This window comes from Sphingobacterium sp. MAE (genome assembly GCF_056711605.1).
This window is the reverse complement of the sequence record NZ_CM160044.1, coordinates 4,250,030-4,276,820: the sequence shown is the minus strand read 5'-3', so window position 1 is coordinate 4,276,820 and position 26,791 is coordinate 4,250,030. Positions and strand designations below refer to the sequence as shown.

At 36.8% G+C, this 26,791-nt stretch carries 20 protein-coding genes; 13 read left to right on the top strand and 7 right to left on the bottom strand.

Annotated elements, in window-relative coordinates; genetic code table 11:
* The first annotated feature begins 26 nt into the window (after positions 1-26).
* From AC06G9_RS18390 to AC06G9_RS18355, 8 genes are all read left to right on the top strand, one after another.
* Positions 27-965 carry an aspartate carbamoyltransferase catalytic subunit gene (locus AC06G9_RS18390; protein WP_045754572.1) on the top strand — a complete coding sequence of 313 codons (939 nt, stop codon included), beginning with the start codon at positions 27-29 and terminating at the stop codon, positions 963-965.
* Positions 966-1,200: 235 nt separating this feature from the next.
* On the top strand, positions 1,201-4,236 hold the full coding sequence (locus AC06G9_RS18385; protein ID WP_480956889.1) for a tetratricopeptide repeat protein: 3,036 nt from the start codon (positions 1,201-1,203) through the stop codon (positions 4,234-4,236).
* A 5-nt stretch (positions 4,237-4,241) separates the two neighbouring features.
* Positions 4,242-5,978 carry a porin family protein gene (locus AC06G9_RS18380; RefSeq protein WP_248755681.1) on the top strand — a complete coding sequence of 579 codons (1,737 nt, stop codon included), beginning with the start codon at positions 4,242-4,244 and terminating at the stop codon, positions 5,976-5,978.
* A 43-nt stretch (positions 5,979-6,021) separates the two neighbouring features.
* Entirely contained in the window at positions 6,022-7,203 is a 1,182-nt protein-coding gene (locus tag AC06G9_RS18375) for an HU domain-containing protein (protein WP_293923567.1), read from the top strand.
* Positions 7,204-7,237: 34 nt separating this feature from the next.
* Entirely contained in the window at positions 7,238-7,939 is a 702-nt protein-coding gene (locus AC06G9_RS18370; RefSeq protein WP_045754576.1) for a MotA/TolQ/ExbB proton channel family protein, read from the top strand.
* Positions 7,940-7,982: 43 nt separating this feature from the next.
* Positions 7,983-8,390 (top strand): ExbD/TolR family protein, encoded by a 408-nt coding sequence (locus AC06G9_RS18365; RefSeq protein ID WP_045755600.1) that lies wholly within the window; start codon positions 7,983-7,985, stop codon positions 8,388-8,390.
* A gap of 61 nt (positions 8,391-8,451) precedes the next feature.
* Entirely contained in the window at positions 8,452-9,279 is an 828-nt protein-coding gene (locus tag AC06G9_RS18360) for an energy transducer TonB (RefSeq protein WP_045754577.1), read from the top strand.
* A 12-nt stretch (positions 9,280-9,291) separates the two neighbouring features.
* Positions 9,292-10,590, top strand: coding sequence for a bifunctional folylpolyglutamate synthase/dihydrofolate synthase (locus AC06G9_RS18355; protein WP_480956888.1), 1,299 nt, complete (start codon positions 9,292-9,294; stop codon positions 10,588-10,590).
* Between the two features lie 192 nt (positions 10,591-10,782).
* Here AC06G9_RS18355 and AC06G9_RS18350 read toward each other — a convergent pair whose 3' ends face one another.
* From AC06G9_RS18350 to AC06G9_RS18330, 5 genes are all read right to left on the bottom strand, one after another.
* Positions 10,783-11,802 (bottom strand): asparaginase, encoded by a 1,020-nt coding sequence (locus tag AC06G9_RS18350; RefSeq protein WP_045754579.1) that lies wholly within the window; start codon positions 11,800-11,802, stop codon positions 10,783-10,785.
* 8 nt (positions 11,803-11,810) lie between these two features.
* On the bottom strand, positions 11,811-12,578 hold the full coding sequence (locus AC06G9_RS18345; protein WP_346574695.1) for a TatD family hydrolase: 768 nt from the start codon (positions 12,576-12,578) through the stop codon (positions 11,811-11,813).
* Positions 12,579-12,993: 415 nt separating this feature from the next.
* Positions 12,994-13,989 carry an FKBP-type peptidyl-prolyl cis-trans isomerase gene (locus tag AC06G9_RS18340; RefSeq protein WP_045754581.1) on the bottom strand — a complete coding sequence of 332 codons (996 nt, stop codon included), beginning with the start codon at positions 13,987-13,989 and terminating at the stop codon, positions 12,994-12,996.
* A 19-nt stretch (positions 13,990-14,008) separates the two neighbouring features.
* Positions 14,009-15,019: a DHH family phosphoesterase gene (locus tag AC06G9_RS18335; protein ID WP_094773302.1), complete on the bottom strand. Its 1,011-nt coding sequence runs from the start codon at positions 15,017-15,019 to the stop codon at positions 14,009-14,011.
* Between the two features lie 118 nt (positions 15,020-15,137).
* The gene (locus AC06G9_RS18330) at positions 15,138-17,777 is read right to left on the bottom strand and encodes an outer membrane protein assembly factor BamB family protein (protein ID WP_480956887.1); all 2,640 of its coding nucleotides are present in this window, start codon (positions 17,775-17,777) and stop codon (positions 15,138-15,140) included.
* 156 nt (positions 17,778-17,933) lie between these two features.
* On the opposite strand from AC06G9_RS18330, the gene AC06G9_RS18325 reads away from it, so the two are divergent.
* From AC06G9_RS18325 to AC06G9_RS18305, 5 genes are all read left to right on the top strand, one after another.
* The gene (locus AC06G9_RS18325) at positions 17,934-18,323 is read left to right on the top strand and encodes a DUF423 domain-containing protein (RefSeq protein WP_248755685.1); all 390 of its coding nucleotides are present in this window, start codon (positions 17,934-17,936) and stop codon (positions 18,321-18,323) included.
* A 79-nt stretch (positions 18,324-18,402) separates the two neighbouring features.
* Entirely contained in the window at positions 18,403-20,904 is a 2,502-nt protein-coding gene (gene priA, locus AC06G9_RS18320; protein ID WP_480956886.1) for a replication restart helicase PriA, read from the top strand.
* Positions 20,905-21,037: 133 nt separating this feature from the next.
* Complete coding sequence (locus AC06G9_RS18315) at positions 21,038-21,694, top strand: protein-L-isoaspartate(D-aspartate) O-methyltransferase (protein ID WP_045752957.1); 657 nt, start codon at positions 21,038-21,040, stop codon at positions 21,692-21,694.
* 312 nt (positions 21,695-22,006) lie between these two features.
* Positions 22,007-23,830 (top strand): MutS-related protein, encoded by a 1,824-nt coding sequence (locus AC06G9_RS18310; protein ID WP_346568074.1) that lies wholly within the window; start codon positions 22,007-22,009, stop codon positions 23,828-23,830.
* Between the two features lie 7 nt (positions 23,831-23,837).
* Positions 23,838-24,242, top strand: coding sequence for an acyl-CoA thioesterase (locus AC06G9_RS18305; RefSeq protein ID WP_045752955.1), 405 nt, complete (start codon positions 23,838-23,840; stop codon positions 24,240-24,242).
* Positions 24,243-24,289: 47 nt separating this feature from the next.
* Here the strand turns inward: AC06G9_RS18305 and AC06G9_RS18300 are convergent, their stop codons facing one another.
* Both AC06G9_RS18300 and AC06G9_RS18295 read right to left on the bottom strand, forming a co-directional pair.
* Complete coding sequence (locus AC06G9_RS18300) at positions 24,290-24,664, bottom strand: DUF779 domain-containing protein (protein ID WP_045752954.1); 375 nt, start codon at positions 24,662-24,664, stop codon at positions 24,290-24,292.
* A 340-nt stretch (positions 24,665-25,004) separates the two neighbouring features.
* Positions 25,005-26,507: an aldehyde dehydrogenase family protein gene (locus AC06G9_RS18295; protein ID WP_045752953.1), complete on the bottom strand. Its 1,503-nt coding sequence runs from the start codon at positions 26,505-26,507 to the stop codon at positions 25,005-25,007.
* Between the last annotated feature and the right edge of the window lie 284 nt (positions 26,508-26,791).

Sequence of the window (26,791 nt, the reverse complement as noted above, 5' to 3'; positions counted from 1 at the left end):
TAACGAAAATCTGAATACATTATAAAATGTCATCAACAGCTGAACACTTAAGTACACGTCATTTGTTAGGAATAAAAGATTTGAATGAATCCGATATCCAATTGATTTTAAATACTGCGAGCAACTTTAAAGAAGTTTTAAATAGACCGATCAAGAAAGTTCCCTCTCTGCGTGATATTACAATCGCAAATGTCTTTTTTGAAAACTCCACGCGCACACGCCTATCATTTGAGCTAGCAGAAAAGAGACTTTCAGCAGATATTGTCAATTTTGCAGCCTCATCTTCTTCTGTAAGTAAAGGTGAGACGTTGATCGATACGGTCAATAATATCTTAGCGATGAAAGTGGATATGATCGTGATGCGTCACCCATATGCTGGAGCAGGCGTGTTTTTGAGTAAGCATGTAAACGCACAAATTGTCAATGCCGGTGACGGTGCACATGAGCATCCTACACAAGCGTTATTAGATTCGTTCTCGATTCGTGAACGTTTTGGTGATGTAGCTGGACGTAAAGTAGCAATCATCGGTGATATCACCCATTCACGTGTAGCACTATCTAATATCTTATGTTTACAAAAACAAGGTGCAGAAGTTATGGTCTGTGGACCAACTACGCTAATTCCTAAATATATCACTTCATTAGGTGTTAAAGTAGAACATGATTTGATGAAAGCATTGAACTGGTGTGATGTAGCGAATATGTTACGTATACAATTGGAAAGACAAGATATCGCCTATTTTCCATCTTTACGCGAATATACCATGCTTTATGGCTTAAATAAAACCCTATTAGATTCACTGGATAAAGAAATAACAATTATGCATCCAGGACCGATCAATAGAGGAGTAGAGATCACATCTGATGTTGCAGATAGTTCACATTCGATTATATTAGATCAAGTGGAAAATGGTGTAGCCGTGCGTATGGCAGTCCTTTATCTGTTAGCAGGACAGCGAGGTTAACAACAAATTGTTTAAATAGATCAATATGCCTGGTTTTATTTTTAAATCAGGCATATTTTTTTTGTATTAAATACGTTATACTTCTAATAATGTTAACAATTGTGAATAACTTTTGAGGAAAACTCCCTATTTTAGGCTTAATTTAGTACTTTGAAGATTACTATGAGTTTTACTTGGCTTTATTGAGTTAAGTGCTTGTAATATAAAATAAAACATATAAAATATTTTACATATTATGTATAAAAAGATTTACCAGGTAGGGTTTGCGCTAAGTTTGATGGCGACACCAGCTTTAGCACAGCAGACAGAGTGGCAACAAATCAACAAAGCATACAAGTCCGGAATGGAATTGTTTGAAAGAGGTAAGTTTACTTCTGCTTCCGAACAATTTAATCGTGTAGAAGCTTTACGTACCAAATCATCATTACAATTAGATGAAACAGAGGAGCTGACACTCCTAAAAGAAAATGTTCGCTATTATCAAGCGGTATGTGCTCTTGAGCTTGGAGAAACAGATGCTGAAGCACAATTTCTGAAATATATCAAAGACTATCCTTCAAGTGCGAATGCTAAAGCTGCATATTTTCAGATTGGAAAATCGTATTATGCAAAGAAAGATTATGTAAAAGCAATTGAATGGTTTACCAAGATCGATAGTAAAAATTTAGCAGGAAATGAAAGTGCAGAGTATCGTTTTAAATTGGGATATTCTTATTTTACAACTAAGAATTATACGGCTGCAAAACCACTTTTTGAAGCTTTAAAAGATCAGAAATCGGAATATCAAGAAGCATCTATTTATTATTATGCTTACTTATGTTATCTAGATGCGGAGTATAAGACTGCTTTGAATGAGTTTGAACGTCTGAATGGATCAAAAACTTTTGAAACCAGTTATCCGTACTATATTACAGCCTTATATTTCTTAGATAAGCGATATGATGATGTTTTGGATTATGCTTTGCCCATTATGCAACGCACCAAACAAGAAAATGAAACGGAATTGTTCCGTATTATCGCAGCGACATATTTTATTAAAGGAGATCTGAAATCATCTAAAAACTACTACGATAAGTTTCAAGCACAAGATCAGGGAAAGACACAAAACAATCAAGATAGTTACCAAATCGGTTATATCGCCTATAAGTTGAAAGATTATGATAAGGCGATTACAGAATTGGAGAAAATGACCGAACCTGATGCTTATTATCAAAGTGCGATGATTACATTAGGTGATTCATTCTTGAAAAAAGGTAATAAACAAGCCGCTCGTAATGCATTCTTCAAAGCATCTAAATTAGATTTTGATAAAGATCTGCAAGAAGAAGGTTTATTTAATTATGCTAAACTTTCTTATGAACTGGAATTCCACCAAGTTGCGTTAGCTTCTACGCAGGAATATTTAAAAACATATCCAAATTCAAAACGTCAGGAAGAGGCTAAAACATTGTTAGCTGAAGTGTTGCTGAGTACTAAAAATTACCGCGAAGCTGTTGATATCTTAGAAACTATTCAGAAAAGAGGAAAAGAAGCAAATGTAGCTTACCAAAAAGTAACGTACTATAGAGGTTTGGAATACTATAATGAGCGTGCATTTGAAAATGCGATCTCCTTATTCATGCGTTCAGAAGCGAATCGTTATGATGAAGAGATTTATGCATTAGCTACTTACTGGAAAGCAGAAGCGATGTATGAGGTGCGTAAATATGGTGAAGCAGTAACGAACTTCAATAAATTTTTACGTTTACCAGCAGCTAGCAAAACGGATGTGTACAACTACGCCAACTATGCATTAGCATATGCCGCATTTAGAAATGGTAATTACAATACCGCTGCGAATTATTTTGAACGCTTTTTAGCGACAGGTGGTTCCAAAGGAATTGAATTAAATACCCGTAATGATGCTATCGCGCGTTTAGGAGATTCGTATTTCTCAGCAAAAAATTATGGTAAAGCCATGGAGCAGTATGATCGATTGATCAATGCAAAAGCAGCAAGTCAAGATTATGCTTTATTCCAACGCGGTATTATCCAAGGGCTACAAGGTAATAATGAAGGCAAAATTGCAACGCTTAAATCTGTAATCGCCAAATACCCATCGTCAAACTATGCAGATGATGTTTCCTTCGAGATTCCTTATACCTATTTCTTGATGGGACAGTCAGATCAAGCTATTTCAGGATTACAAACGATGGTGGAGAAATATCCACGTAGTAGTTATGTGCCTCGTGCTTTGGTTACAATTGGTTTAGTACAATATAATCAAGATAATAACGAAGCCGCTTTAAAGACCTTCCAACGTGTAGTTGATCAATATGCGACTACAGATGAGGCCAAACAAGCGATGCGTTCTATTGAAAATATTTATTTGGACAATAGTGATGCTACTGGCTATATCAAATATGCTACTGGTACCAATATTGGAAATTTAACTACATCTGAGCAAGATAGCCGCACCTTCTCTACTGCTACCACCTTGTTCTCAAGATCAAATTATCAAGGTGCAATCGAAGCTGTCAATGCTTATTTTGACAAATTCCCTAAACCAATTCAAGAAAAATATGCTCGTTTTATTCGTGCAGAAAGTAATGCCGCACTAGGTCATATCGATGAGGCTCTACACGATTACAACATTATCTTGAATGATTGGACAAGTGCTTATACTGAACGTACTTTGGTCAGTGTGTCACGCTTGTATTTGAAGCAGAAGAAATATAATGAAGCGACACAATTGCTCAAAAAATTAGAGTTGACTTCTGAATACAAATCGAACTACAGCTATGCGATCAACAATTTAATGGTGAGCTATTTTGAGATTGGTGATTATAAAGAAACGTTGAATTACTCCAATGCAGTAAGGAATTACGAGATATCATCGGAGGAAGAAATTGCTAACGCTTCTTTATATGCAGGTAAAGTATATTTGAAACAAAGCAAGCGTGCAGAAGCTCTGAAAGAATTTAATTTAGCAGCCTTAAAAAGCCGTACAGTTATTGGTGCAGAGGCACGCTATAATGTTGCTTTGATGCAGTATGAAAACAAGGAATACGAAGCAGCTATTAAATCAGCTTTTGATGTTTCAGATTCATTCTCTTCTTATGATTACTGGGTAGCAAAAAGCTTTATCTTAATGGCTGATGCTTATGTCGGAAAAGGAGATAATTTCCAAGCAAAATCTACTTTAGAGAGTGTGATTGAAAATTATGATGGTAAGGATGATATTTTGCCTACAGCAAAAGCTCGTCTAGAAAAATTGAACAAAAAGAAATAGGAATAATGAAGAAGTTGCACAATACAACAGTGAAGAAATATACATTAGCAACCTTGTTATTGGGTGCTGGAATGCACTCCTTTGCACAAGAAACACCAAAAAAAGTTGATCCTGCTACACCAGTGACAATCGATTCTTTTGATGTCGTACGTGATTATAAACCTATTCTTGCAGATGCGGTAAAAATCCGTCGTAGTCCTGATATGACTAATAAAAGAGAATATCAGCCAAGATTGACCTATAATAATATCACAGATAAAAAACTAGATATCAATACTGGATTGCGCGAATTGAACGTCAAAGAACTGCCTTTCTCGCAACTAGCGGATCAAACCAGTAACTATGTTAAATTTGGCGTAGGTAACTATAACACGATTCTAGGTGAAGCATATTTAGCCGTTGATCAGTTTGAAAATACACGTTTTGGATTATTTGCCAAACATTTGAATCAAAAAGGAAGTATTGAAGGACAAAAGTTCGCAACACAAGATATCGGTATTTTCGGACGACGTGTTTATGAGCCTTTTACTTTAAATGGTACTTTAGGTTACAACCGTTATGCAACAAACTTCTATGGACAGGTCTTTGATCAGAGTTCTAATCTAATCAATACAACTCCAGAAGCACAAGCTTTTAATGATATCTATTTTAATGGTGAGCTGACCAGTAATACTGATGTGGATAAAGAAGGAGCAGTAAGTTACTCGGCAAAAGCGGATGCTTACCTATTTAAAGATAAGTACAATGCAAAAGAGAATTCATTTGCACTGTCGGGTTATCTGAATAAAAAGATCAACACCTTTAATGTTGGAGCAAATTTAAGCGCAAGCTTTAATTCTGTTGAGGACGTTGAGGTATCGACAAAAAACCATGTGGCATCCATTAATCCGTATATTAAATTCAAAGGCGATAATTATAATGTGACTCTAGGAGCTAATCTCGTGTCGGAGTTTGGTGATAGTAGCCGGTTTAATGTATTCCCAACAGTAGAAGCTGATTTTGCTGTAGTACCAGAATATGTGTACTTATTTGCAGGAGCAAACGGTGGAGTGAAACAAGGATCATTACGTGGTTTTGCAAAAGAAAACCCTTACTTGAATAGCAATATTGAAGTGCGTAACACCTTAGAAAAATTAAATATCTATGCAGGTCTAAAAGGTAATGCAGGCGCAAATTTTGGTTATAAAGTAAAAGCATTTTACAAACAGATCGAAGGACTTCCTTTATTTATCAATAGTAGAGAGGAATTGGGAGAAGGATTTGTTCCCTATAAATTTGATGTTATTTACGATGGCTATTCCAGTAAAGCAACTCATTTTGGTATAGAGGGAGAGATGAACGTTCGTGTTTCACAATTGGTTAACTTAGGGGGTAAGATCAATATTGATGATTACAAAGTAAAAGATACGGAAGAAGCATGGTCATTGCCAAAATTCCGTTTCTTAGCCAATGCAAGATTTAATATTTCGGATAAATTCTTTGTAGATGCCGAGTTATCAACGCAAGGACAAACATCAGCTTTAGCCTATACGTATACAAGTGCTACAGTACGATCTGAAAATCCATCGAAAGTGACGATACCTTCTTTTGCAGATTTTAATGCCGGTGCCGAATATCGGATTAAGAAACAATTAGGCGTATTTGTAAAAGCAAATAATATCTTTGGAACCGAATACGAGCGTTATCAATACTACCCACGTCTAGGTTTTAATATAATTGGTGGTATAAACTTTTCTTTTTAATACAAGAAGATTATAACTTTGCGTTAGCAAATAAGGAACAAGAATGAATTTAGGTAAAAACATCAATAATCTATTAAAGCGTTACTCAGAAGTTTACGTTAAGGGCTTGGGGGTGTTCAAAAGAAAGCATTCTGCGGCACAGTTAGATAGACAGCGTGATCTGTTTTTACCACCTATCTCTTATGTGGAATTTGATTCTACAGCAGAAAATGGGTTTAACTTTATTCATTATATTCAGCAACAGCAAAATCTAAACCTGGATGCAGCCACGCAAGTATTGCAAGATGCTGTGGCAGATTTAAAAGATCAACTGATCCAAAATGGACAAGCAAAACTGGAAGACTTAGGTCATATCGTGAGCTACGGTTCTAGTTTAGTTTTTAAACCATTAGATTTATCAGGATTTAATTTTGAACCGATCAAACATGTTGTTGTTCCAGAAATAGAAACTGTCATTCCAGACCGTGAATTGGAGGAAATTATTCCTCTGATTCCTGTTGAAGAGCAGGAAAGTGTCGATGATGAGCTTGAAGAGGAGAAAGAGGTAGATACCGTAGAAGTAGAAGAAGAGATTGTTACTGAAGAACTAGACCCAATTCAACCGGATCCAGTTGTCGAACCGGTGGAAATAGAACCTGTTGTCTTTACTCACGAACAAACCGTGGAGCAAGAGCCCGTAGTGTTGTATGAAGAAAGAACGACACAGTCCAATACGATGTGGTATTATATTTCTGCCGCAATCATTATTGTCGTATCTGTCATCGTAGCTTTCATGCTCAATCCAACTTTAAAAGATCAACTGTTTGGAAAGAAGCCGGCAGTTGCTCCTGTTGTTGTTGTTGCCCCCGTGGATACAGTAGCAAAAATAGACAGTACGCAATTGAAACAAGATTCAACAGCTCTAATTGACACGTTAAACCAGGATACGGTAATACTTCCTGCAGCGACAAAAGAAACGCTTGTTGTCAAAGAGTCTGTGCCGGTAGCACAGCCCAATTATCAACTGGTCATTGCCACTCCGAAAACGATGGCATTGGCAGAAGAAGAGGTCTTAAGGTTACGAAAAAAGGGATATACAACTGTGCGAGCAGTGGATAGCAAATTTAAGAGGAATAAAAAACGCGTGATTTGGGACACCTATATAACAAAAGAAGAAGCAGATCGTGATCAGGCAACGGTTGCGAAAACTTTCTCAGGAGCATGGGTTGAAAAAATATCGAAATAGTCTAATATAAACAATTTTAAAAATATACATTATTATGTCATTGATTCAGAGCGACAGCAATCTTTTGGACACCATTAATCACGCAGCACAACAGGCGGTACCTGTAGTCAGAGAAGAGAATTTGAGTTTAATTCAAATGATGATGAAGGGGGGATGGATTATGGTTCCCATTTTATTATTGTTGTTTATTGGTTTAATTATCTTTTTTGAACGTTTCCTAACTATTCGTAAAGCGGCAAAATATGATGTTTCATTGATGTCACAAGTAAAAGCAAGTGTTTTATCAGGAAAATTGGATGCAGCTTTAGCTGTTTGCCGTTCTAGTCATTCTGCATTAGGACGTATGTTACAAAAAGGATTACTACGCGTAGGTCGTCCCATCAAAGATATTGAAGGCGCTATTGAAAACGTAGGTAAGCTTGAAGTGGCTAAATTGGAAAAGAACATTAATATTCTGGGAATCATCGCTGGTATTGCACCGATGCTTGGTTTCGTAGGAACTATTTTTGGAGTTATTACGATTTTCCATGAGGTAGAGATGGCTGGTGGTATTGATATCGGTTCGGTATCTGGTGGTCTTTATGTGAAAATGGTTGCTTCGGCTTCAGGTTTGACGGTTGGTATCCTAGCTTACATTGGTTACCATATCTTAAATATGATGGTTGAACGTTTGATCTTACGCATGGAAACGGATGCAGTAGAATTTATTGATTTATTAGATGAACCTGGCGTATAATCGCAGGATCGTATCACTAATTCATCAATTAAAATTTATTAAAATGAATCTAAGAAGTAGAAAAAATAAACCAGCAGCAGAAGTACATACTTCTGCATTGAATGACATCATGTTCTTTCTGATGTTGTTCTTTTTGTTGGCATCTGCTGTCTCCAATCCGCAAGTAGTGAAGTTATTACTTCCAAAATCTAGCGCAGGAGAGCAGTCGGTATCGAAAAAAACATTGACGGTTTCTATTACATCGGATCTAGCTTATCATGTTGAAAAGGCAGTTGTGCCCTATGAAGCATTAGAAGCTGCAATCCAGTCACAAATGAAAACGGGAGAGGAATTGACTATTATGATGTATGTAGACAATAGTGTGCCTATTCAGAATGTGATTTCAGTAATGGATATTGCCAACAAATTAAAGATAAAAGTTGTTTTGGCAACAGAACCAAAGAAAGATTAAAGAGCATTAAACCTTTGAACAGGTTGAAGTCTAATTTTTAAAGAGATAGGAGATATAATACATGGCTTACCATCTTCAACATGAGGAAAATAACTTCCCAAAAGCGCTAGGGATTTCTACTGCTATTATGGGGATTTTGGTATTGATAGGTTTCTTTGTCATTTTTGGCACCAAGACACCTGATGAATACGGTATGGGTGGCATGATTGTCAATTATGGTACAGCAGAAGAAGGCATGGGTGACGATTACATGAGTGTGGAAGAGCCCTCGGTAGATCCCAATGCTAATCATGTAAAACCTGATCGCGTCGTTCCGGAAGAGATTCCGACACCAACACCTTCACAGCAAGTCGCAGATAAAGCTGTCGTAACACAAGATGTAGAAGATGCACCTGCAGTGACCAAATCTTCAAAACCAGTCAAAACAGTAGCTCCTGAAACCACTAAAGAAGTCAAGGATAGTAAACCTACTGTTAACTCAAACGCCCTTTATAAAGGTAAAAAGAATAATGGTACAGGTTCTGGTGACGGGACAGGTTCCGTACCTGGTAACCAAGGAAGTAAATTGGGAGATCCTTTAGCGAGTAATTATGGTGAAGGTGGTTCTGGTAACGGTAATATGATGCTTTCGATTGAAAACCGAAGCTTTACACAGCGACCTCAGATTGATGACAATGGACAGCAGGCAGGAAAGGTAGCAGTAGAGTTCCGTGTTAACCAATCTGGAGTGATCATCTATGCCCGTGCGGGTGTAAAGGGTACAACCATTACGGATCCAGGTTTGTTGGAAAAATGTGAAAGAGCTGTTCGTGGAGCTCGATTGAATCAATTGGCAAATGCACCTGACTCCCAAACAGGTAGAATTGTATTCAATTTTAAGTTAAGATAAAATTTATTGTCAATGCAAAATTATAATGAGGTAATCGAGTATTTATATGCTCGATTACCTATGTTTACCCGTGATGGAGCTTCGGCATATAAAAAGGATTTAGATAATACTTTAGCACTGCTTGATGATTTGGGCAATCCGCAGCATCAATTCAAGTCTATCCATATCGCAGGAACTAACGGAAAGGGATCATCATCCCATATGTTAGCCTCAATTTTTGCAGAAGCAGGGTATAAAACAGCCCTGTATACTTCCCCACATTTATTGGATTTTAGGGAACGTATCCGTATTAACGGGCAAATGGTCGACGAACAATTTGTGATCGATTTTGTCCATAACCAGCAAGCATTAATCGAACAAATTCAGCCGTCATTTTTTGAAGTGACCGTGGCTATGGCATTTGATTATTTTGCAAAAATGCAAGTCGATATCGCAATTATCGAAGTGGGTTTGGGTGGACGATTAGATTCCACTAATGTGATCCAGCCTTTAATCTCCCTGATTACCAATATCGGCTTTGACCATATGAACATGCTTGGAAATACCCTCGCAGAAATTGCATTTGAAAAAGCAGGTATAATCAAACATGATACTCCAGTTGTCGTTTCAGAATACAATGAAGAGACAGCTCCGGTATTTGTAAAAAAAGCTGAACAGGAACAGGCATCGCTTGAGTTTGCTTCTGAAAAACTGCAATCGAGCATAATAGCAGTCAACGAAGACTATTTGCAGATTGATGTGGTCAACCTGCAAGGTCAGACAGAACAGTACGAACTGGATTTAAAAGGAAGTTATCAATCGAAAAATATCTTAGGTGTTTTGCAGATCGTTGATCAGATGCGTAAGCTAGGGTATGATCTGCCGCTTGCATCCGTTAAAAATGGTTTGCGAAAAGTACAATCCTTTACGGGACTTCAAGGACGTTGGCAAACATTGTCAAAAGATCCATTTGTTATCTGTGATACTGGGCATAATGAAGATGGAATCAGGGAAGTATTAAAGAATTTGGATAAGACAAGCTTTAGACAATTGCATTTTGTGATAGGAGCAATGAAGGATAAGGATTTGGGGCATATGTTGCCACTCTTACCAAAAGATGCAATTTATTATTTTAGTAACCCCGATATGCCTAGAGCAATGCCCTCCGTGGAACTGGCAGCGGAAGCACATCAATTGGGATTAAAAGGTAATGCTTATGGTCCGGTAGTAAAGGCTTTTGAAGCTGCTAAGGAGCACTATCAAAAAGGAGATTTAATCTTTGTTGGCGGAAGTAATTTTGTAGTGTCCGAAGTACTCTTACAGCTCAAATAGTGATCTAAAAGTTTCTATACAAAAGGATTTAATGTTTCCTATATTCAAATATTAAAAAATACAAAAGGCTATCCATCATTCGATTCGATAGCCTTTTGTGTATCATGATCTCTTACTTCCTCATCATCCATTTTTGACATTCTTCGAATGACATGCTGGGGTAGAAGCTAGGATGAATTTTACAGGCAATGACTAGTCATTGACCGTCAATTCACCTCTGATATTTTTTTCGACCCAATAAGCAACTTCTTTTTGGTCTTCAAGCTCTCCTTGAAGATACATGAGCTTGGTTACAGCCGCTTCAAATGTCATGTCGTATCCATTGAGCACACCAATAGCTTTTAATCCTGTGCTGGTCTCATATCTTCCCAATTCGACCGAACCGACTTTACATTGCGATATATTCAGAATGTTCTTACCATTATCGATCGCTTCTTTTAATAGATCCAAGAACCATTGATCTGTCGTAGTATTACCTGAACCGAAAGTTTCCATCACAATGGAGCGAACATCGGAATTGAGAACAGCTTTAATTGTACTAGCGCTTATTCCTGGGAAAAGTTTTAATACCGCTACCCGATCATCTAGTTTAGTGTGCAAAATAAACTCTTTGCCACTGTTATTTAAGAGTGCATCTTGATTATATTGTAAGTGTATGCCCGCTTCTACAAGAACAGGGTAGTTGGGCGATCGGAATGCCTCAAATTTAGCTGAATTATATTTAAATGATCGGTTTCCTCTAAATAATTTATTATCAAATAAAATGCAGACTTCCTGAATCATGGATATGCCAAAATGTTTAGTAGAAGCGATTTCCAATGCTGTCATCATATTCTCACGTGCATCAGTACGAATTTCACCGATAGGCAATTGGGATCCCGATAAAATAACGGGCTTTTGCAATCCTTCTAACATAAAACTAAGCACAGATGCCGAAAAGGACATCGTATCTGATCCATGTAAAATCACAAAACCATCATATTCATCATAATTATCTTTGATAATCTGCGCCATCTCAATCCATATTTCAGGCTTCATGTTTGATGAGTCAATAATTGGATCAAATGAATGTACCGTCAATTTATAGTCTAAACGACTCAAATCCGGAAGATTACGTTTGATCAATTCAAAGTCGAATGGAACAAAGGTTCCGGTTTCATCTTTGACCATTCCGATGGTGCCACCTGTGTATATGATAAATATGTTACGCATAATATGATTTAGATTCCAAATATTCTTTGTGAGTTTTCAGTTGTTATTGCTGCCACATCTGCTATTGATACCTCTTTAAGGTCTGCGATTTTCTGCGCGATATAGTATAAGTAGCTGCTTTCGTTTTGCTTTCCTCTAAAGGGAACAGGTGCCAAATAAGGGGCATCTGTTTCTAAAACGATATGTTTCAGATCAATTTGTTTAACCACTTCATCCAGGCCAGCTTTTTTGAAGGTAACCACTCCGCCGATTCCCAATGCAAATCCGAGATCAATCGCCTGTTGTGCTTGTTCAAAGTTTCCTGTGAAACAATGTAATACACCGAAAAGCTTCTCATCTTTCAACTCCTCCAACAATTCAAATAGTTCGTCAAAAGCTTCACGGCAATGAATATCTATAGGTAAATGGAGGTCTTTAGCCCATTGCACCTGTTGGCGGAAGGCATCCTTTTGAATTTCTAAGGTCGATTTGTCCCAGTAGAGATCAAGACCAATTTCCCCAATGGCGTAGACTTGATGCTGTTGTAATGCGGTATAGATCTGCGCTAATTCCTCCTGATAGTTTTCTTTTACATCGCATGGATGTAGACCGAGCATTGGAAAACAATTTGCAGGATAAGCATCTACAGTCTTCATCACGGCTGAAATAGATGCGCTATTCACATTAGGAAGAAATAAGCGCTGTATATCGTTATCAAAACAACGTTTCATCTGTTCTGCTAATGTATTGCTATCGACGTGGTAGTATATATGGGTATGGGTATCTGTTAATAACATGGATTATAGTTATAGCGACGGTAAAAATAAAAGATTAGGTTGATATGACCTAATCTGATAAAAGTTAGCCATTATCATCATGATGTAAATATGTTCAATGCATTGAAAATTAATAAGTAATAGGGATGTTTTGTTGCGAATATATATTAATTGTGGTTTTTTTTTGATTTTTTTGGTAAAAATCGAATAAGCTATCTTTTTTAAGTATGGTTTATTTAGAACTAATATTTTGTCTGCTCAATGTTTAAATTAATAAGGTTTTATTAGTTTAATCTATTGAACAATATAGTATCCCTACTGATTATTCGATCACAGACATTTGTGATCATCTGCTAAGTGCCTAAAACAATGATTCCATAAAAAAAAGCGCTTATCGGTTATCCGATAAGCGCTTTTAACGTAAAAGATTATTTACTTATTTTTTAACTGGCGTAGTTGTAGTAGCCGGTGCAGTTGTAGTAGCTGGAATTGGAGTTGGAGCAGCAGCAGGTGCTTTTCCAGGAATAATATCAACAACTTCTACATCAAAAACTAAAGGTGCATATGGAGGAATTTGTCCTGCATTGCGCTCACCATAAGCTAATGCTGAAGGAATAACCAAAGTTGCTTTTGAACCTTTGTTCAATAACTGGAATGCCTCAGTCCAACCTGTGATCACACCATCCACACCTAAATGTAAACGTAATGCTTCATAAGGTCTTTGTGGATTGAAAACTTTATGTTTTTTAGCTAAATCTGCTTGATTCGTATCAAATACTTTTTCGTTAGTCAATTTACCAATGTAATTAACAACTACCGTATCGCCAACAACAGCATTTTTACCTGTTCCTTGTTTAGTAATCACATATTGTAAACCAGAAGCTGTTTTCTTTGGTTCCAATTTGTTATTTTTTAAGTAAGCTTCAACTTTTCCAGCTTCAGCGCCTTTTAACTTTGCAGTTTGCTCTTCAAAGTATTTTGTTACTTGCTCACCCAATTGTTGATCAGTCAATTTACCTTTTTTGAAGTGTTTTTGAACTTTCAACGTATAGATGATATATTTGTCAGCAAATGCTGGTTTTGGTTGTTGTGTTTTAGCAGCTACAGAATCTAAATCGATTTTGAATACCAAACTATCACCTTCACCTACAAATTTGAATAAACCTGTTGGATCTCCTGGATTTTGTTTGATGATACTATCTGGATATAATTGTACGATCTGTGGAATCCCAGCATCGTAAGTACTATTTAATAATGAATCTCTATCAGTCTTAACAACCATGTCTACTGATAATAAATCACCAGATACAGCTTTATCAGCACCAGCATCTTTAGCGATTTTGTACTCTAGGCCGCCCTCAGCCTTTTTGAAATTTTGGCAAGCAGTGAATAAGAATCCTGCTGACGCCAATAATAGAATTGATTTCTTCATTTCAGTTTAATTGCTATCTTTATTTTGTTAATATTTCTTTATAATTTGGTAATGCAGATTTAAATGTATCGATAACCGTTTGTAGATCATCGTGCGAATTTCCTCCTGATGCATTGAGATGTCCACCGCCATTGAAATAGATTTTACAGATTTCATTACAAGGAACATCACCAATTGAGCGCAAAGATAATTTAATTTGTTCAGTTCTGTCAATAATTAATGCAGCTAAACGAATTCCCTTTATCGATAAGGCATAATTGACAAGTCCTTCAGTATCTCCTGTGATCACCTCAAAGCTTTTTAGATCTGCTTGCGTGACATAAATCATAGCGGTATTGTACTCTGGGAATACCTCTAAACGATTAAGTAGGCAATATCCTAAGAATTTTAATCTTCCTTCAGAAGAGCTGTTGTAAATTGATTCATGGATAGCCCAGTTTTGAGCCCCACAGTCAATTAAGCTTGCGATAATGCGGTGGATCTCTGAAGTTGTAGAACGGAAACGGAATGAACCGGTATCGGTCATAATACCAGTATATAAGCAAGTCGCCATATCCGCAGAGATGTTTTCTTCATCCTGCATTTCCTCTGTGATAAATCTAAAAATCAATTGTGCTGTTGCAGCAGCTTTGGGGTCCCAGTAAGCATAATCATGAAAACCTTGTGGTTCCAAATGATGATCGATCATGCATTTAAGACCGGTTGCTTTTTCTACAGGAACTGCCATGTCGTGGATACGGCCAAGGCCATTGAAATCTAAGCAAAAGATGATTTCTGCATCAGCAATTAATTGTTGATTTTCTTGCACCTCTCTGGTATAGATGCGCACATGTTCCAGACCTGGAAGCCAGTCTAAAAAGGCCGGAAAGTCGGAAGGAACGATAAGGCTTACATCATGTTTATGGGCTTTCAGCCAATAAAATAGACCTAATGAAGAACCAAGCGCATCGCCATCTGGCTTATAGTGCGTCGTGATTACAATTCTTTTAGGTTCGGATAAAAGTGTCTTTAGTTGTTCTGATGTCAGCATATTCGTATTAAGTCTGCAAACCTACTATAAAAAAAAATATTTCTAGCATTTTTTTATAAACATTTGAGACGATTTTGATCGTTTAATTTTTGTTTTTAAATTTTTGAATTACAATTTGTTAAAACTTGTAAGCGTAAAGTTTGTGATCTCGTTTAGAGCTAATTAAATACGAGGCATTATTCCCAAAATCAATAGGCCCAAAATAGAATTTGGATAGGCCCTCGACAGGAAAACCATTTCTGACCAATCCATCTTCACTAAAGATATAGATCATGCGATTATTCGTGCCGACAGCGACAAGATCATTGTTGTTCGTCACCTTGAAGAAGTTGGGTCTATTGCTCACTTCATCTACAAATTTATATTCAAAATATTTAGTATTGTCTTTCTGATTGTAAACCGTTAGATTGTTGTCACTAAGCACGACATAATCTTTATCTGCACTACCGCTCACATCTTCAAAATTGAAGGTGAAATTTGATCCCCAGTCGCCTACTTTTGATTTGATAGGCTCACCGTCAAATGGTACTTTAATTATTTCTCCTTGAGTTGCCGGAACGATAACGAAAGAATTTTTCTTGTCAGAAGTCGTAATTAATCCAATTGGATTCTTTAAGGTCTGACCATTGGTATTGAGTTCTTGTTTATTGACTAGGCTTCCTATTTCATTAAAGAAATATACCGATCCTTGACTCGTTGCAGCGATAATATAATGTTGATTGGCAATGGTAGTTGCTTTTAGATCATATAAAATTTTACTATCAACGGTAGGGTTTTTCCAATTTTCGATTTTTTTACCAGTAAGGTCATACGCAGCAATTTGATTGGAGCATGGGATATAAATCCTTTTCTCATTATTGAAAGTTGATAATATCAATCCTGCGGAGGCATTATTTTCTAAACCTATAGAAAAACCAGGAAGTAATTTGCCATCAGGTGAAAATCGGTAGAGGCGACTTCTGGTGTTCAATAATATGCTCCGATCTTGCAATTGTATCGGTTGTCCTAAGATTTCTCCCTGAAATAAAGTCTTCCATAATTCTTTTCCCGAAGGACTAAGAGCATATACAGTATGATCTTGTTCTTGTACTAATAAGAATTTGCTATTTTCTGTTTGATTAAAGACCCATGGATTATTGATCAATTTCGAGTTCAACTGAAACGTCCATTCTGCGGTACCTCCAAGACGATTTTTAGATTTGTAAAGCGCATAGAAACCTGAAACAAATTCACCCTCATTGCCACTTAATTGAAAAGATGTTGAATAAAAGTTTTGATAGCCAAATTGCTCTTTATCCCTAAAATCTTTGGCATACTCTGATTTCAAGTTGTTAATGATGGTATTTTTAGCCGTCTCAGGTTCAATATAAAATGTCACATTTGCCCGGTTACTCTGAATCGCACTATGATTTTTGAAGATGGCAGTTCCAGACATCATTTGGTTATCGAAATAGGCTTGACGATACTTGCGTAAAATTCCAGTTTGATTTGCAATCACAAGCACTTTACCTATTCTGGTAAAGTAAGGACGCTGGAAAGTTTTGAATGGATCTCCAAAACTTGAATATAAAATATTGGAGTAGTCAAACTGGTAAATATCATCACCTTGATTGCTACTTATTTTTTTAGCCGTTTCTACAAATTTAGTACTATCCGCTAGACTGACTAAACCAAGCATGGCCTCATTGTCCAGTTCTGCAATAGCAAACTCATCGTTCCACAGCGATAATATATCGGATTGAAAAATCACCTTTCCTTCATTTTCAATTAATTTCTGGTGGCTTTTTATTTTGTCAGCCTCTTTTCGATAGGCAAATAAATCATTCAGACCACTATGAAAGCTAGTGATATTGGAGAGGCTATAGTTGATATAAGAAGCTGTGTTTTTTGGTAAAAAGTTAGCCAGAGTTTGTACCTGTGGCGATTGATTAGCGAAAAGATGAAGGTATTGATGATGGTTCAAATCTAGCTTTGTTTCTCCCTTAAAAATTAGAGCATCATCCTTGAAATTCAAATTCCATGCAGTAGATCCTTGTAGAGAATCGATTTGATTCAGATAGACACCAGACTTACTGCGCATGATTTTTTTTGCAAATGCTGCAAGTTGATGATTATTGAAATATAGACTTAAAGGAGTATTTTTACTATTCTGTTCAATAAAAAACTCAATTTGTTTAGAATCTAATTTTTTAACTTTTTTATCCATTACTTGATAAATAATGGGGCGTTGGTAACTCGCGAAAAGTATATTCTCATACAGTGTACAATATAAAATAGAGTCTTTGATTCCCTTATCAAAACTATAGATGCGATGGCCTAAGGTGTCTGTATGATTTTGTTTGTATGTGTTGTCAATTCCTTGAAAGATAGTTTCTAAGGCCTTGTTGTTTAATTTTTCATTTAAGGCTACTGTATATAAGGTTGCTATTCCAGATGTACTTGGATGGTAAGAAAGAATAATTTCGACATCTTGCACCTTTGCTTTTAGGGCTTCTGAGCTAAGAAAATCTTGTTTTAATGTTTTGAGGTTGTCAAAATCTTGTTTTCCTCGAATAGCTTCAAATAATTCAAAATGTTGAAATATAGTATCTGTTGTTTCGTTGTTTCTGAAGGCAGTAATAAAATAAGTGTCTTCCGGTAAATATTGAAGTGCTTTTGTCGCATTTTCTTGCCTGCTGCTGCTGTCGGAGAAGTAATAGATGGAAGCCGCAACTACGGCTATAAATAGTAAGACAGTAACAATAATTGTATTTCTCATATCTAATAACAAACCTACTAAAAAATATCTGGAACCTGAGTTATCTTACCTAAGAACTCCTTTTGTAACAATAAATTTAATAAATATTCTCCTTTTCTGAGGAAGATTTGATACATTTAGCCAACATTAATAAAATATAGACATAATTTTAAATTAATGAATAAGAGAATCATCCTAGTGGCTGCATTTTTTGGTGCACTAGCTGTTATTTTAGGCGCTTTTGGAGCACATGGTTTAGAAGGAAAGATAAGTGAACAACATATCGAAACTTGGAAAACCGCTAATCAGTATCATTTTTACCATACGTTGGCCTTGTTGTTCTTATCAACTTTTTCAAGAGCAAAAACAGCATCCATTCGTGTATCATTTATCGCTTTTATAATTGGATTGCTTTTCTTTTCAGGATCGTTATATCTGCTCAGTGTACGGGAGATCACAGGTTTCGGCAATCCAGCTATTTTAGGCCCTATCACACCTTTAGGTGGAGTAGCCTTTATTGTCGGATGGTCAGCCTTGTTTGTCGCCGCTCTAAAAAATAAATCATAGTTATACGGTAGTAATACTGTAAAAAATAAGCCCTCGAAGAAATTAACGTTTTTCGAGGGCTTATTTTTAGTAATTTTACATGATACTTGAAATGAATATGCCAGAGCCTCAAAATTTATTTTTCACAGACCGGACGACTGTTTTTGTCGATGTTATTTTGCCTTTAGCACTGGCCAATACCTATACCTATCGTATTCCGGTGGAATGGAACGATAAGATTCAGGTCGGTGTTCGTGTCATGGTGCAATTTGGAAAGAATAAGATTTATTCTGCTATTGTAAAACAAATCAGCAAGGAAGCGCCTAAGCATTATGAAGCAAAGTATATTTTAGATATTATCGATGAAAAACCGATTGTTGATGCCGCACAATTGCTCTTGTGGGATTGGATAGCTGATTATTATATGTGTTCTTTGGGAGAGGTCATGCAAGCTGCATTGCCTTCTGCATTGAAGCTCGCAAGTGAAACTAAAATTGTATCGGCTATACCCGATGATTTTGATCGATCGACATTGACAGACAAAGAATACCTGATCATTGAAGCGCTTGAAGTCGCAGGAGAACTAAAAGTAAACGATATTGTCAAACTATTGAGTCAAAAATCGGTATTCCCGATCCTGAAAGTCATGTTTGATAAAGGTATTGTTTTGATTTCGGAAGAGATTACAGAACGATATAAACCCAAGACTAAAGTTTTCTTCTCTTTTGCCCCAGAATTTCGAGATGAAGATGGGAAACGAAATCTATTGGATGGACTAAACCGAGCTCCCAAACAGCAAGATGCGGTTTTGGCATTTATGCAATTAGCAAAAATGGGTACAGATGTCACCCGTCAGATGATTATGGAAGCTTCAGGCTGTGGTTCAGGCGCGATTACTGCACTTATAGATAAGGGGGTGTTTCAAGTTAAAGAAAAGGTGGTCAGTCGCTTTCAGGGAGAGGATATTGAGTTGGATGCTAATTTTGAATTTAATGCGGATCAACAACGTGCTTATAACCAAATTCAAGAGTGCTTTGAAACTAAAGACGTTACTTTATTGCATGGGGTGACTGCATCCGGAAAAACCCAGCTATATATTCGATTAATTGAGCAAGCAATAGCTGCTGGAAAGTCTGCACTATATCTCTTACCTGAAATTGCTTTAACAGCTCAAATAACCGCGCGCTTAAAATTGCATTTTGGAGATAAACTGGGAGTCTATCATTCCAAATTTAATGATAATGAACGTGCAGAGGTGTGGCATAAAGTAATGAAAAATGAGTTTCAGATTATTGTAGGCGCACGTTCCTCGGTCTTTTTACCGTTTCAAGATTTGGGAATTATCTTAGTCGATGAGGAACACGAAAGTTCATACAAACAATATGATCCAGCTCCAAGGTATCATGCGCGCGATACCGCTATCTACCTAGGTTATATTCACCAAACGAAAGTTTTATTGGGTTCAGCAACGCCTTCCATCGAAAGCTTTTATAATGCAAAATCAAATAAATATGGTTTTGTACAGCTATTAGAAAGGTATGGTAGTGCCCAACTTCCTGATATCCATATTGTCGATATACCACAAGAAGGAAGAAAAGAAAATATGTTTTCATATTTCTCCGGTAATTTACTGAAAGCGATAGAAGGAGCACTAGAACGAAAAGAACAGGTTATATTGTTTCAAAACCGACGTGGTCATACCACTATTATCCAATGCAATACCTGTGGTTTTGTCGCTAAATGTGTAAACTGTGATGTCAGTATGACCTATCATAAGAGTTCAAATATGATGCATTGCCATTATTGTGGTCACGTGGAACCTCCAATCAAAATATGTCCAGCATGTGGTATGCCTCATATAGAAAGTAAAGGTTTTGGAACGGAGCGGGTAGAGGAGGAGTTAGAATTGCTCATGCCCAATGCGCGCATTGGCCGTCTGGATTTGGACTCGACAAAGGGGAAAAATGGTTTTGATAAGATCATAGGTGCCTTTGATGAACATGAATTTGATATTCTAATCGGTACGCAAATGGTCGCCAAAGGATTGGATTTTGGTCGTGTGAGCTTAATTGGTATTATCAATGCCGATACGATGATTAATTTCCCTGACTTTCGTGCTTATGAACGAGCTTTCTCACTCTTTTTGCAAGTCGCAGGTCGCGCTGGTAGAAGAGAAGCCGGTGGACAGGTCATCATTCAGACCTATACGCCAAAACATCGTGTTTTGGAGCAGGTAGTTGCACATGATTATCAAGGAATGTTTGATACTGAGATAAAAGAACGTAAAAACTTTGCTTATCCTCCTTTTTATCGGGTGATTCGTATTGATATTAAGCATATGGATATCCAAAAATGTTATGATGGAGCTAAGAAATTTGGATCAGCGCTAAGACAGCAGCTAGGCGCTAGAGTTTTAGGTCCTGAAACGCCATTGGTAGGAAGAGTACGGAATTATTTTATCCAAACCATAACGCTTAAAATCGAAAGAAATAATATCAGTATTGTTAAAGTAAAAGACTTAATCAAGCATGTGAAAAATGATTTTATTGCAGATAAATCAAATAGCGGGACGCGTATCGTGATCGATGTAGATCCTTATTAAATCATTGGCTTGTTAAATGAAATTAGCCAAAAATTATTAATTTCAAATGAAAGAGCTTGCCAGTTAATTGATTAGTTGTGAAAATGTTCTTATAGTGGTAATTATTAAATAACAATAGTATTTTTGAGTCATAATGGCGTATAAATTTGTAGATAATTATAGGGAAAAAGGTGCTCGTAAGCAATTGGTGCAGCTACTGAAGACAAGAGGTATTACTGACCAAAATGTATTGAATGCTATCGCTAAAGTACCTCGTCATTTTTTCTTTGATGAGACATTTTGGAATCAGGCGTATAAAGATATCGCTTTTCCTATAGGAGACGGGCAAACCATCTCACAGCCCTATACTGTTGCTTATCAATCGGAATTGCTCCATGTAAAAAAGGGAGATAAAGTGCTGGAAATTGGAACGGGGTCTGGATATCAGACCTGTATCTTAATGGAGCTGGGGGCAAATGTTTACACCATAGAAAGACAAGAAAATTTATACCAGAGAACGATACAGGTTTTACCGTATATGGGATATAAACCTCATTTCTTCTGTGGAGATGGTTCCAAAGGAATTGAGCAACATGCACCATATGATAAAATAATTGTGACTGCAGGCGCTCCCTTTGTGCCGGAGATTATGCTCAAACAATTAAAAATCGGTGGTATATTCGTAATACCAGTTGGTGATGAAAAAGAACAAAAAATGGTAACCATCATTCGAGCTGGAGAAAATGATTTTGATCGAATCGAGCTCGATACCTTTAGATTTGTTCCTTTGGTGGGGGATCAAGCTTGGTAAAAACCAAGCTTTTTTAGTTATTTAAATCAATAAAATAACAGGATTAAAGGCTTATATCAACTGTTAGTTTGAGTTCAAGAGTGAATTTTAGAAGCAAACTAAGCTCATGACCTTTAATGACGAAATGAAGCATGTGTGTTTTCAAAAAAATAGATCATGAATACAAAATACGAGTGCTAGTACAACAGGTTTTACTTGAAATCATACACTCATAAATAATTAAATTTTGATGAAGCCAGCATGAGCATACCGCTCATAAACAGCAGTTAAGATGCACATGCTAGACTCATTATGGTAAAAAAATATTCTCCAATGAAAAATAAAATTATGGACATATACCTTAGTAATAAGGTACAGATCGAGCAAGAAGTAAAGAAACTGGACCGAGCAATTAACCAAAATAGTTTCTTCCGTCTCGGTGTGATCATCTTTGGCGGTGCTGCTTTATTTTATTCATTTCAATTAGAAAATCTACTGCTCGTTCTGATTTTATTTTTTGCACTGATATTTCTTTTTGCTTTCCTGGTAAGTAGGCAAAGTAAATTAGAGAAAATTACTGCGTATCAGAAAGCATTGCTGGCTGTGAACCTAAATGAAATTGATGTCGAAAATAAAGGCGTTAATATGTATGATAATGGGGCACATTTAGAAGATAATAAGCATCCCTATAGTGCAGATCTGGATATTGTTGGAAGCCACTCTCTATTTGAATTGTTAAATCGTTCAACCACAAAAATGGGTTTATCCGTTTTAGGACAATGGTTACTTACTGATGCAAAAAGAGATGAAATTGTAAAAAGACAGGAAGCTGCGGCTGAAATTGCAACTGATATCACATGGAGCCAAGATTTTCAAGCAAAATTGTTGTCAAATTTGAACCAAAAATTAGATGTTAAATCTTTTCTAGCCACGTACTTTCAGTCTGCAGATTTCTCATTCGGTCATTCATTTATGCGCTTATACGTGAAGCTAGCCCCGTTTTTATTTATCGGTGCTGTTATTCTTGCGGTTATTATTCCCGCTGCAGCATACATACCAGTGGTAATCGGATTGGGACATGTTTTTTGGTCTATGGCCAATGGGGGAAAAGTTTCTTTCTTCTCTAGTCGAATCGATAAAGTTGGCAATCTACTGGATTCGTATGCCGCAAGTATGGAGCTAGTTGAGAATCGAACTTGGAAGGCAACTCGTAATCAAGAATTACAGAAACAACTAAACATACAGGGGTCATCAGACTCAGTTTCTCATGCCTTTAAAAAACTGGGTAAACTGATCAGTAACTTGGATGCTCGAAATAATATGATGGTCGGAACAATCTTGAACATGATATTCTTATGGGATTTTAAGCAGGTATTGGCTATCGTAGATTGGAAAGCAAAGTACCACGTTAATATATTGGAATCATTTGATACGCTTGCTGAAGTAGAAGCACTGGTAAGTCTAGGTACCTGGAACCGTAACCATCCTGACTGGACAGTCCCAATATTATTAGAACAAATGGATTCACCTGTAGAAGCTGTTGATTTGGCTCATCCTCTGATTTCTGCTGATAAAGCCATTGCAAATACATATACCAATGTTGATCATCAGATCGCATTGGTTACGGGTTCAAATATGGCAGGAAAGAGTACATTTTTGCGCACTGTCGGTATTAATGCTGTCTTAGCTTATGCCGGTGCAGTAGTACCCGCTACTTCTTTTAAACTTCCGATCTTTCATTTGATATCCTATATGCGAATAAAAGACAATTTGAATGAGAGTACTTCGACATTTAAAGCAGAACTGGATCGTATGAAATTTATCTTAGAAACAGTAGCGCAGCGTGCTGATAGTTTCTTTTTAATCGATGAGATGCTAAGAGGAACTAATTCGGTCGATAAGTATTTGGGATCAAGAGCCATTATTAAAAAATTGATCATGGAGAATGGTAAGGGGATGGTTGCAACACATGATTTGCAATTGTCGACTTTAGCAGATGAATATCCAAAAATAGTCAAGAATTATCATTTTGATATACAGGTGATTCAAGACGAGATGCTGTTCGATTATAAACTCAAGATCGGAGAGTGTAAAATATTTAATGCTTCAATGTTGTTAAAAGGTATTGGAGTCGACGTAGAACAAGGAAGAAATTAAATAAATAATGACATTACAAGAAAGAATTGAACAGTCGAGAACACATCATTTTATAACTGTTTTCCCGTTTACAACAAACCATCATTCCACTTTGTTTGGAGGTAAAGCTATGGCTATTATGGATGAAGTAACATTTATGTGTGCAACCAGATTCTGCAGAAAAGCACTTGTAACCGTCTCTTCAGACAAGATTGATTTTGAAAAAGCGATCCCTGCAGGTAGTATGATCGAAGCAATCGCTGAGGTTATACACGTTGGGCGAACAAGTTTAAAAGTAAAAGTTGAAATCTTCTTAGAAGATATGTATAAAGACGGTCGCGAATTGGCTGTTAAAGGTGTTTTTTCTTTCGTAGCCTTGGATGATAATAAAAAACCAATACCCGTATTAGAGGGGCTTGAAATCGAGGATTAAATCAGATTACATCTTCATGAAATTACGAATGGAATAACACAAGTTGGTTATTCCATTCGTTTTATAGGCGACAATTCTTTTAATTCCTCCTCTGTGAAAAGCCTATAGTGAACTTTAAATGTTTTCCCTAAGGATGATTCCAATGAAAATCCACCTGGTCCAAACCCATCGAGGACATCCAGGGTGAAATGCGAAAATTTCCAATATTCAAATAAATCGCGATCGATCCAAAATTCATAACCTTCCGCAAGGCCGATCATCGCATCATTCATTCGGGGGTAGAATCCACCTTTTTCAAAACATTGTGGTTGTGTACCTTCACAACATCCCCCTGCCTGATAAAACATCAAATCCCCATGAGTGCTTGATAATTCCTTTATTAGTGCTTTTGCTTTTTCCGTTAACGCTAATCTTTCTACCATAATCCGTTCTATTTTATGCTTTATTTAAAGCTTTTTAAGGGGGTGTTTTTAACGATAACCAAAGTGCCAATAGTATGACAGTGGATCAATTTGTTCCCGAATGTTATTGCTGAAAATCTCATCTGTTTTGCTTGATTGTATCCTGCAATAATGTGACCATCTTTCTGCTTGACCTGATATTAATATTGGTCACCCGCGAGGAGTAATTTTGCAAATTGGGCTCAGATACCTACGGTATCCTTTTCGATAATTGAATTTTGTTATTCCACATGATACATTAAGAATTAAAAAAAATGGGATTATAGTAATAACCCCATTTTTTTAATTTTATTTTTCGAGATTAAAAAAAACCAAGTTTTTCTTTACTGTATGAAATCAACATGTTTTTTGTTTGACGGTAATGATCAAGCATCATTTTATGGTTTTCACGACCGATACCAGATTGCTTATAACCTCCAAAAGGAGCGCCAGCAGGGTACGAATGATATTGATTGACCCATACACGTCCAGCTTGGATAGCACGTGGGATTTGATACAGCTGATGTGCATCACGTGTCCAGACTCCAGCTCCCAAACCATAGATGGTATCATTAGCAATTTCTAACGCTTCTTTCTCATCTTTGAATGTTGTAACAGCTAATACAGGACCAAATATTTCCTCTTGGAAAATACGCATTTTGTTATGGCCTTTAAATAAAGTTGGTTTGATATAATACCCTTCTTCCAGACCTTCGCCCAAATGATTTTCATCACCACCAGTTAACAGCTCAGCACCCTCTTCTTTACCCAGTTTGATATAAGACATAATTTTGTCCTTTTGGATTTTTGAAGCTTGAGCACCCATCATCGTTTCTGGATCTAAAGGATCGCCAACTTTAATTTGATTGACACGATCGATCACTTTAGCTATAAAACGATCATAGATATCCTCCTGAATCAGTAAGCGAGAAGGACAAGTACAGATCTCTCCTTGGTTCAGGGCAAATAAAACAGCACCTTCTATTGCTTTATCTAAGAATGCGTCGTCATGATCCATGACCGAACTAAAGAACACATTGGGAGATTTACCACCTAATTCCAATGTTACAGGAATGATGTTTTCCGTAGCATACTGCATCACCATACGGCCAGTTGCAGTAGAGCCAGTAAATGCGGCTTTTGAAACCTTAGGATTGGTGACAAGTGCACGACCTAATTCTCCTCCAAAACCATTAACGATGTTGATCACTCCATCAGGGATCAAGTCACCGATTAATTCCATTAGGACAAGAATAGATACAGGTGTACTCTCTGCTGGCTTTAATACCACACAGTTACCTGCGGCTAAAGCAGGGGCCAATTTCCAAACAGCCATCAAAATTGGGAAATTCCAAGGAATAATCTGCGCAATAACACCGATTGGCTCATGAACAATTAAAGAAACGGTGTTTTGATCCAATTCACTTAAAGATCCCTCTTCTGCACGTATTACACTGGCAAAATAACGAAAGTGATCAATCGCTAATGGAATGTCTGCATTTAACGTTTCGCGAACAGCTTTTCCATTGTCAACCGTTTCAACTGCTGCAATGTATTCCAAGTTTTGCTCGATGCGGTCTGCAATTTTATTTAAAATGATGCTTCTTTCCGTCGAAGAGGTTTTTCCCCAGGTTTCAAATGCTTTTGAAGCTGTATCAACAGCTAATTCTAAATCTTCCTTTGTAGAATGTGCAACCTGTGTAAATACTTTACCATCTAAAGGAGAGATATTGTCAAAGTATTTTCCTAATGTTGGTGGAACAAATTTTCCACCTATGTAATTACCATAACGCTCTTTAAACGACGGTCTTTGAATTGCTGCCATAATATTTGTTTTTTATAATGTTATACAAATTGTTGTATCTCAAATTTAGCAAAAGTGTTTGCTTACTTATAGCATTATGGTTTCAAAGGGTAGCATTATAATTTCATCATCAAAGCGGCAGATAACCCATAAATCGATATTGGAGGCGGTGATTGTAGATGAAATAATCCAATATTCGACATAATTATCTTGTATTTTAAAGACAATTTGTCTAAGTTTGATTACCAGCCAATTATAATAAAAGATAGGGATATGATAAACAACAGGCTTGTAAATTCGTTGCC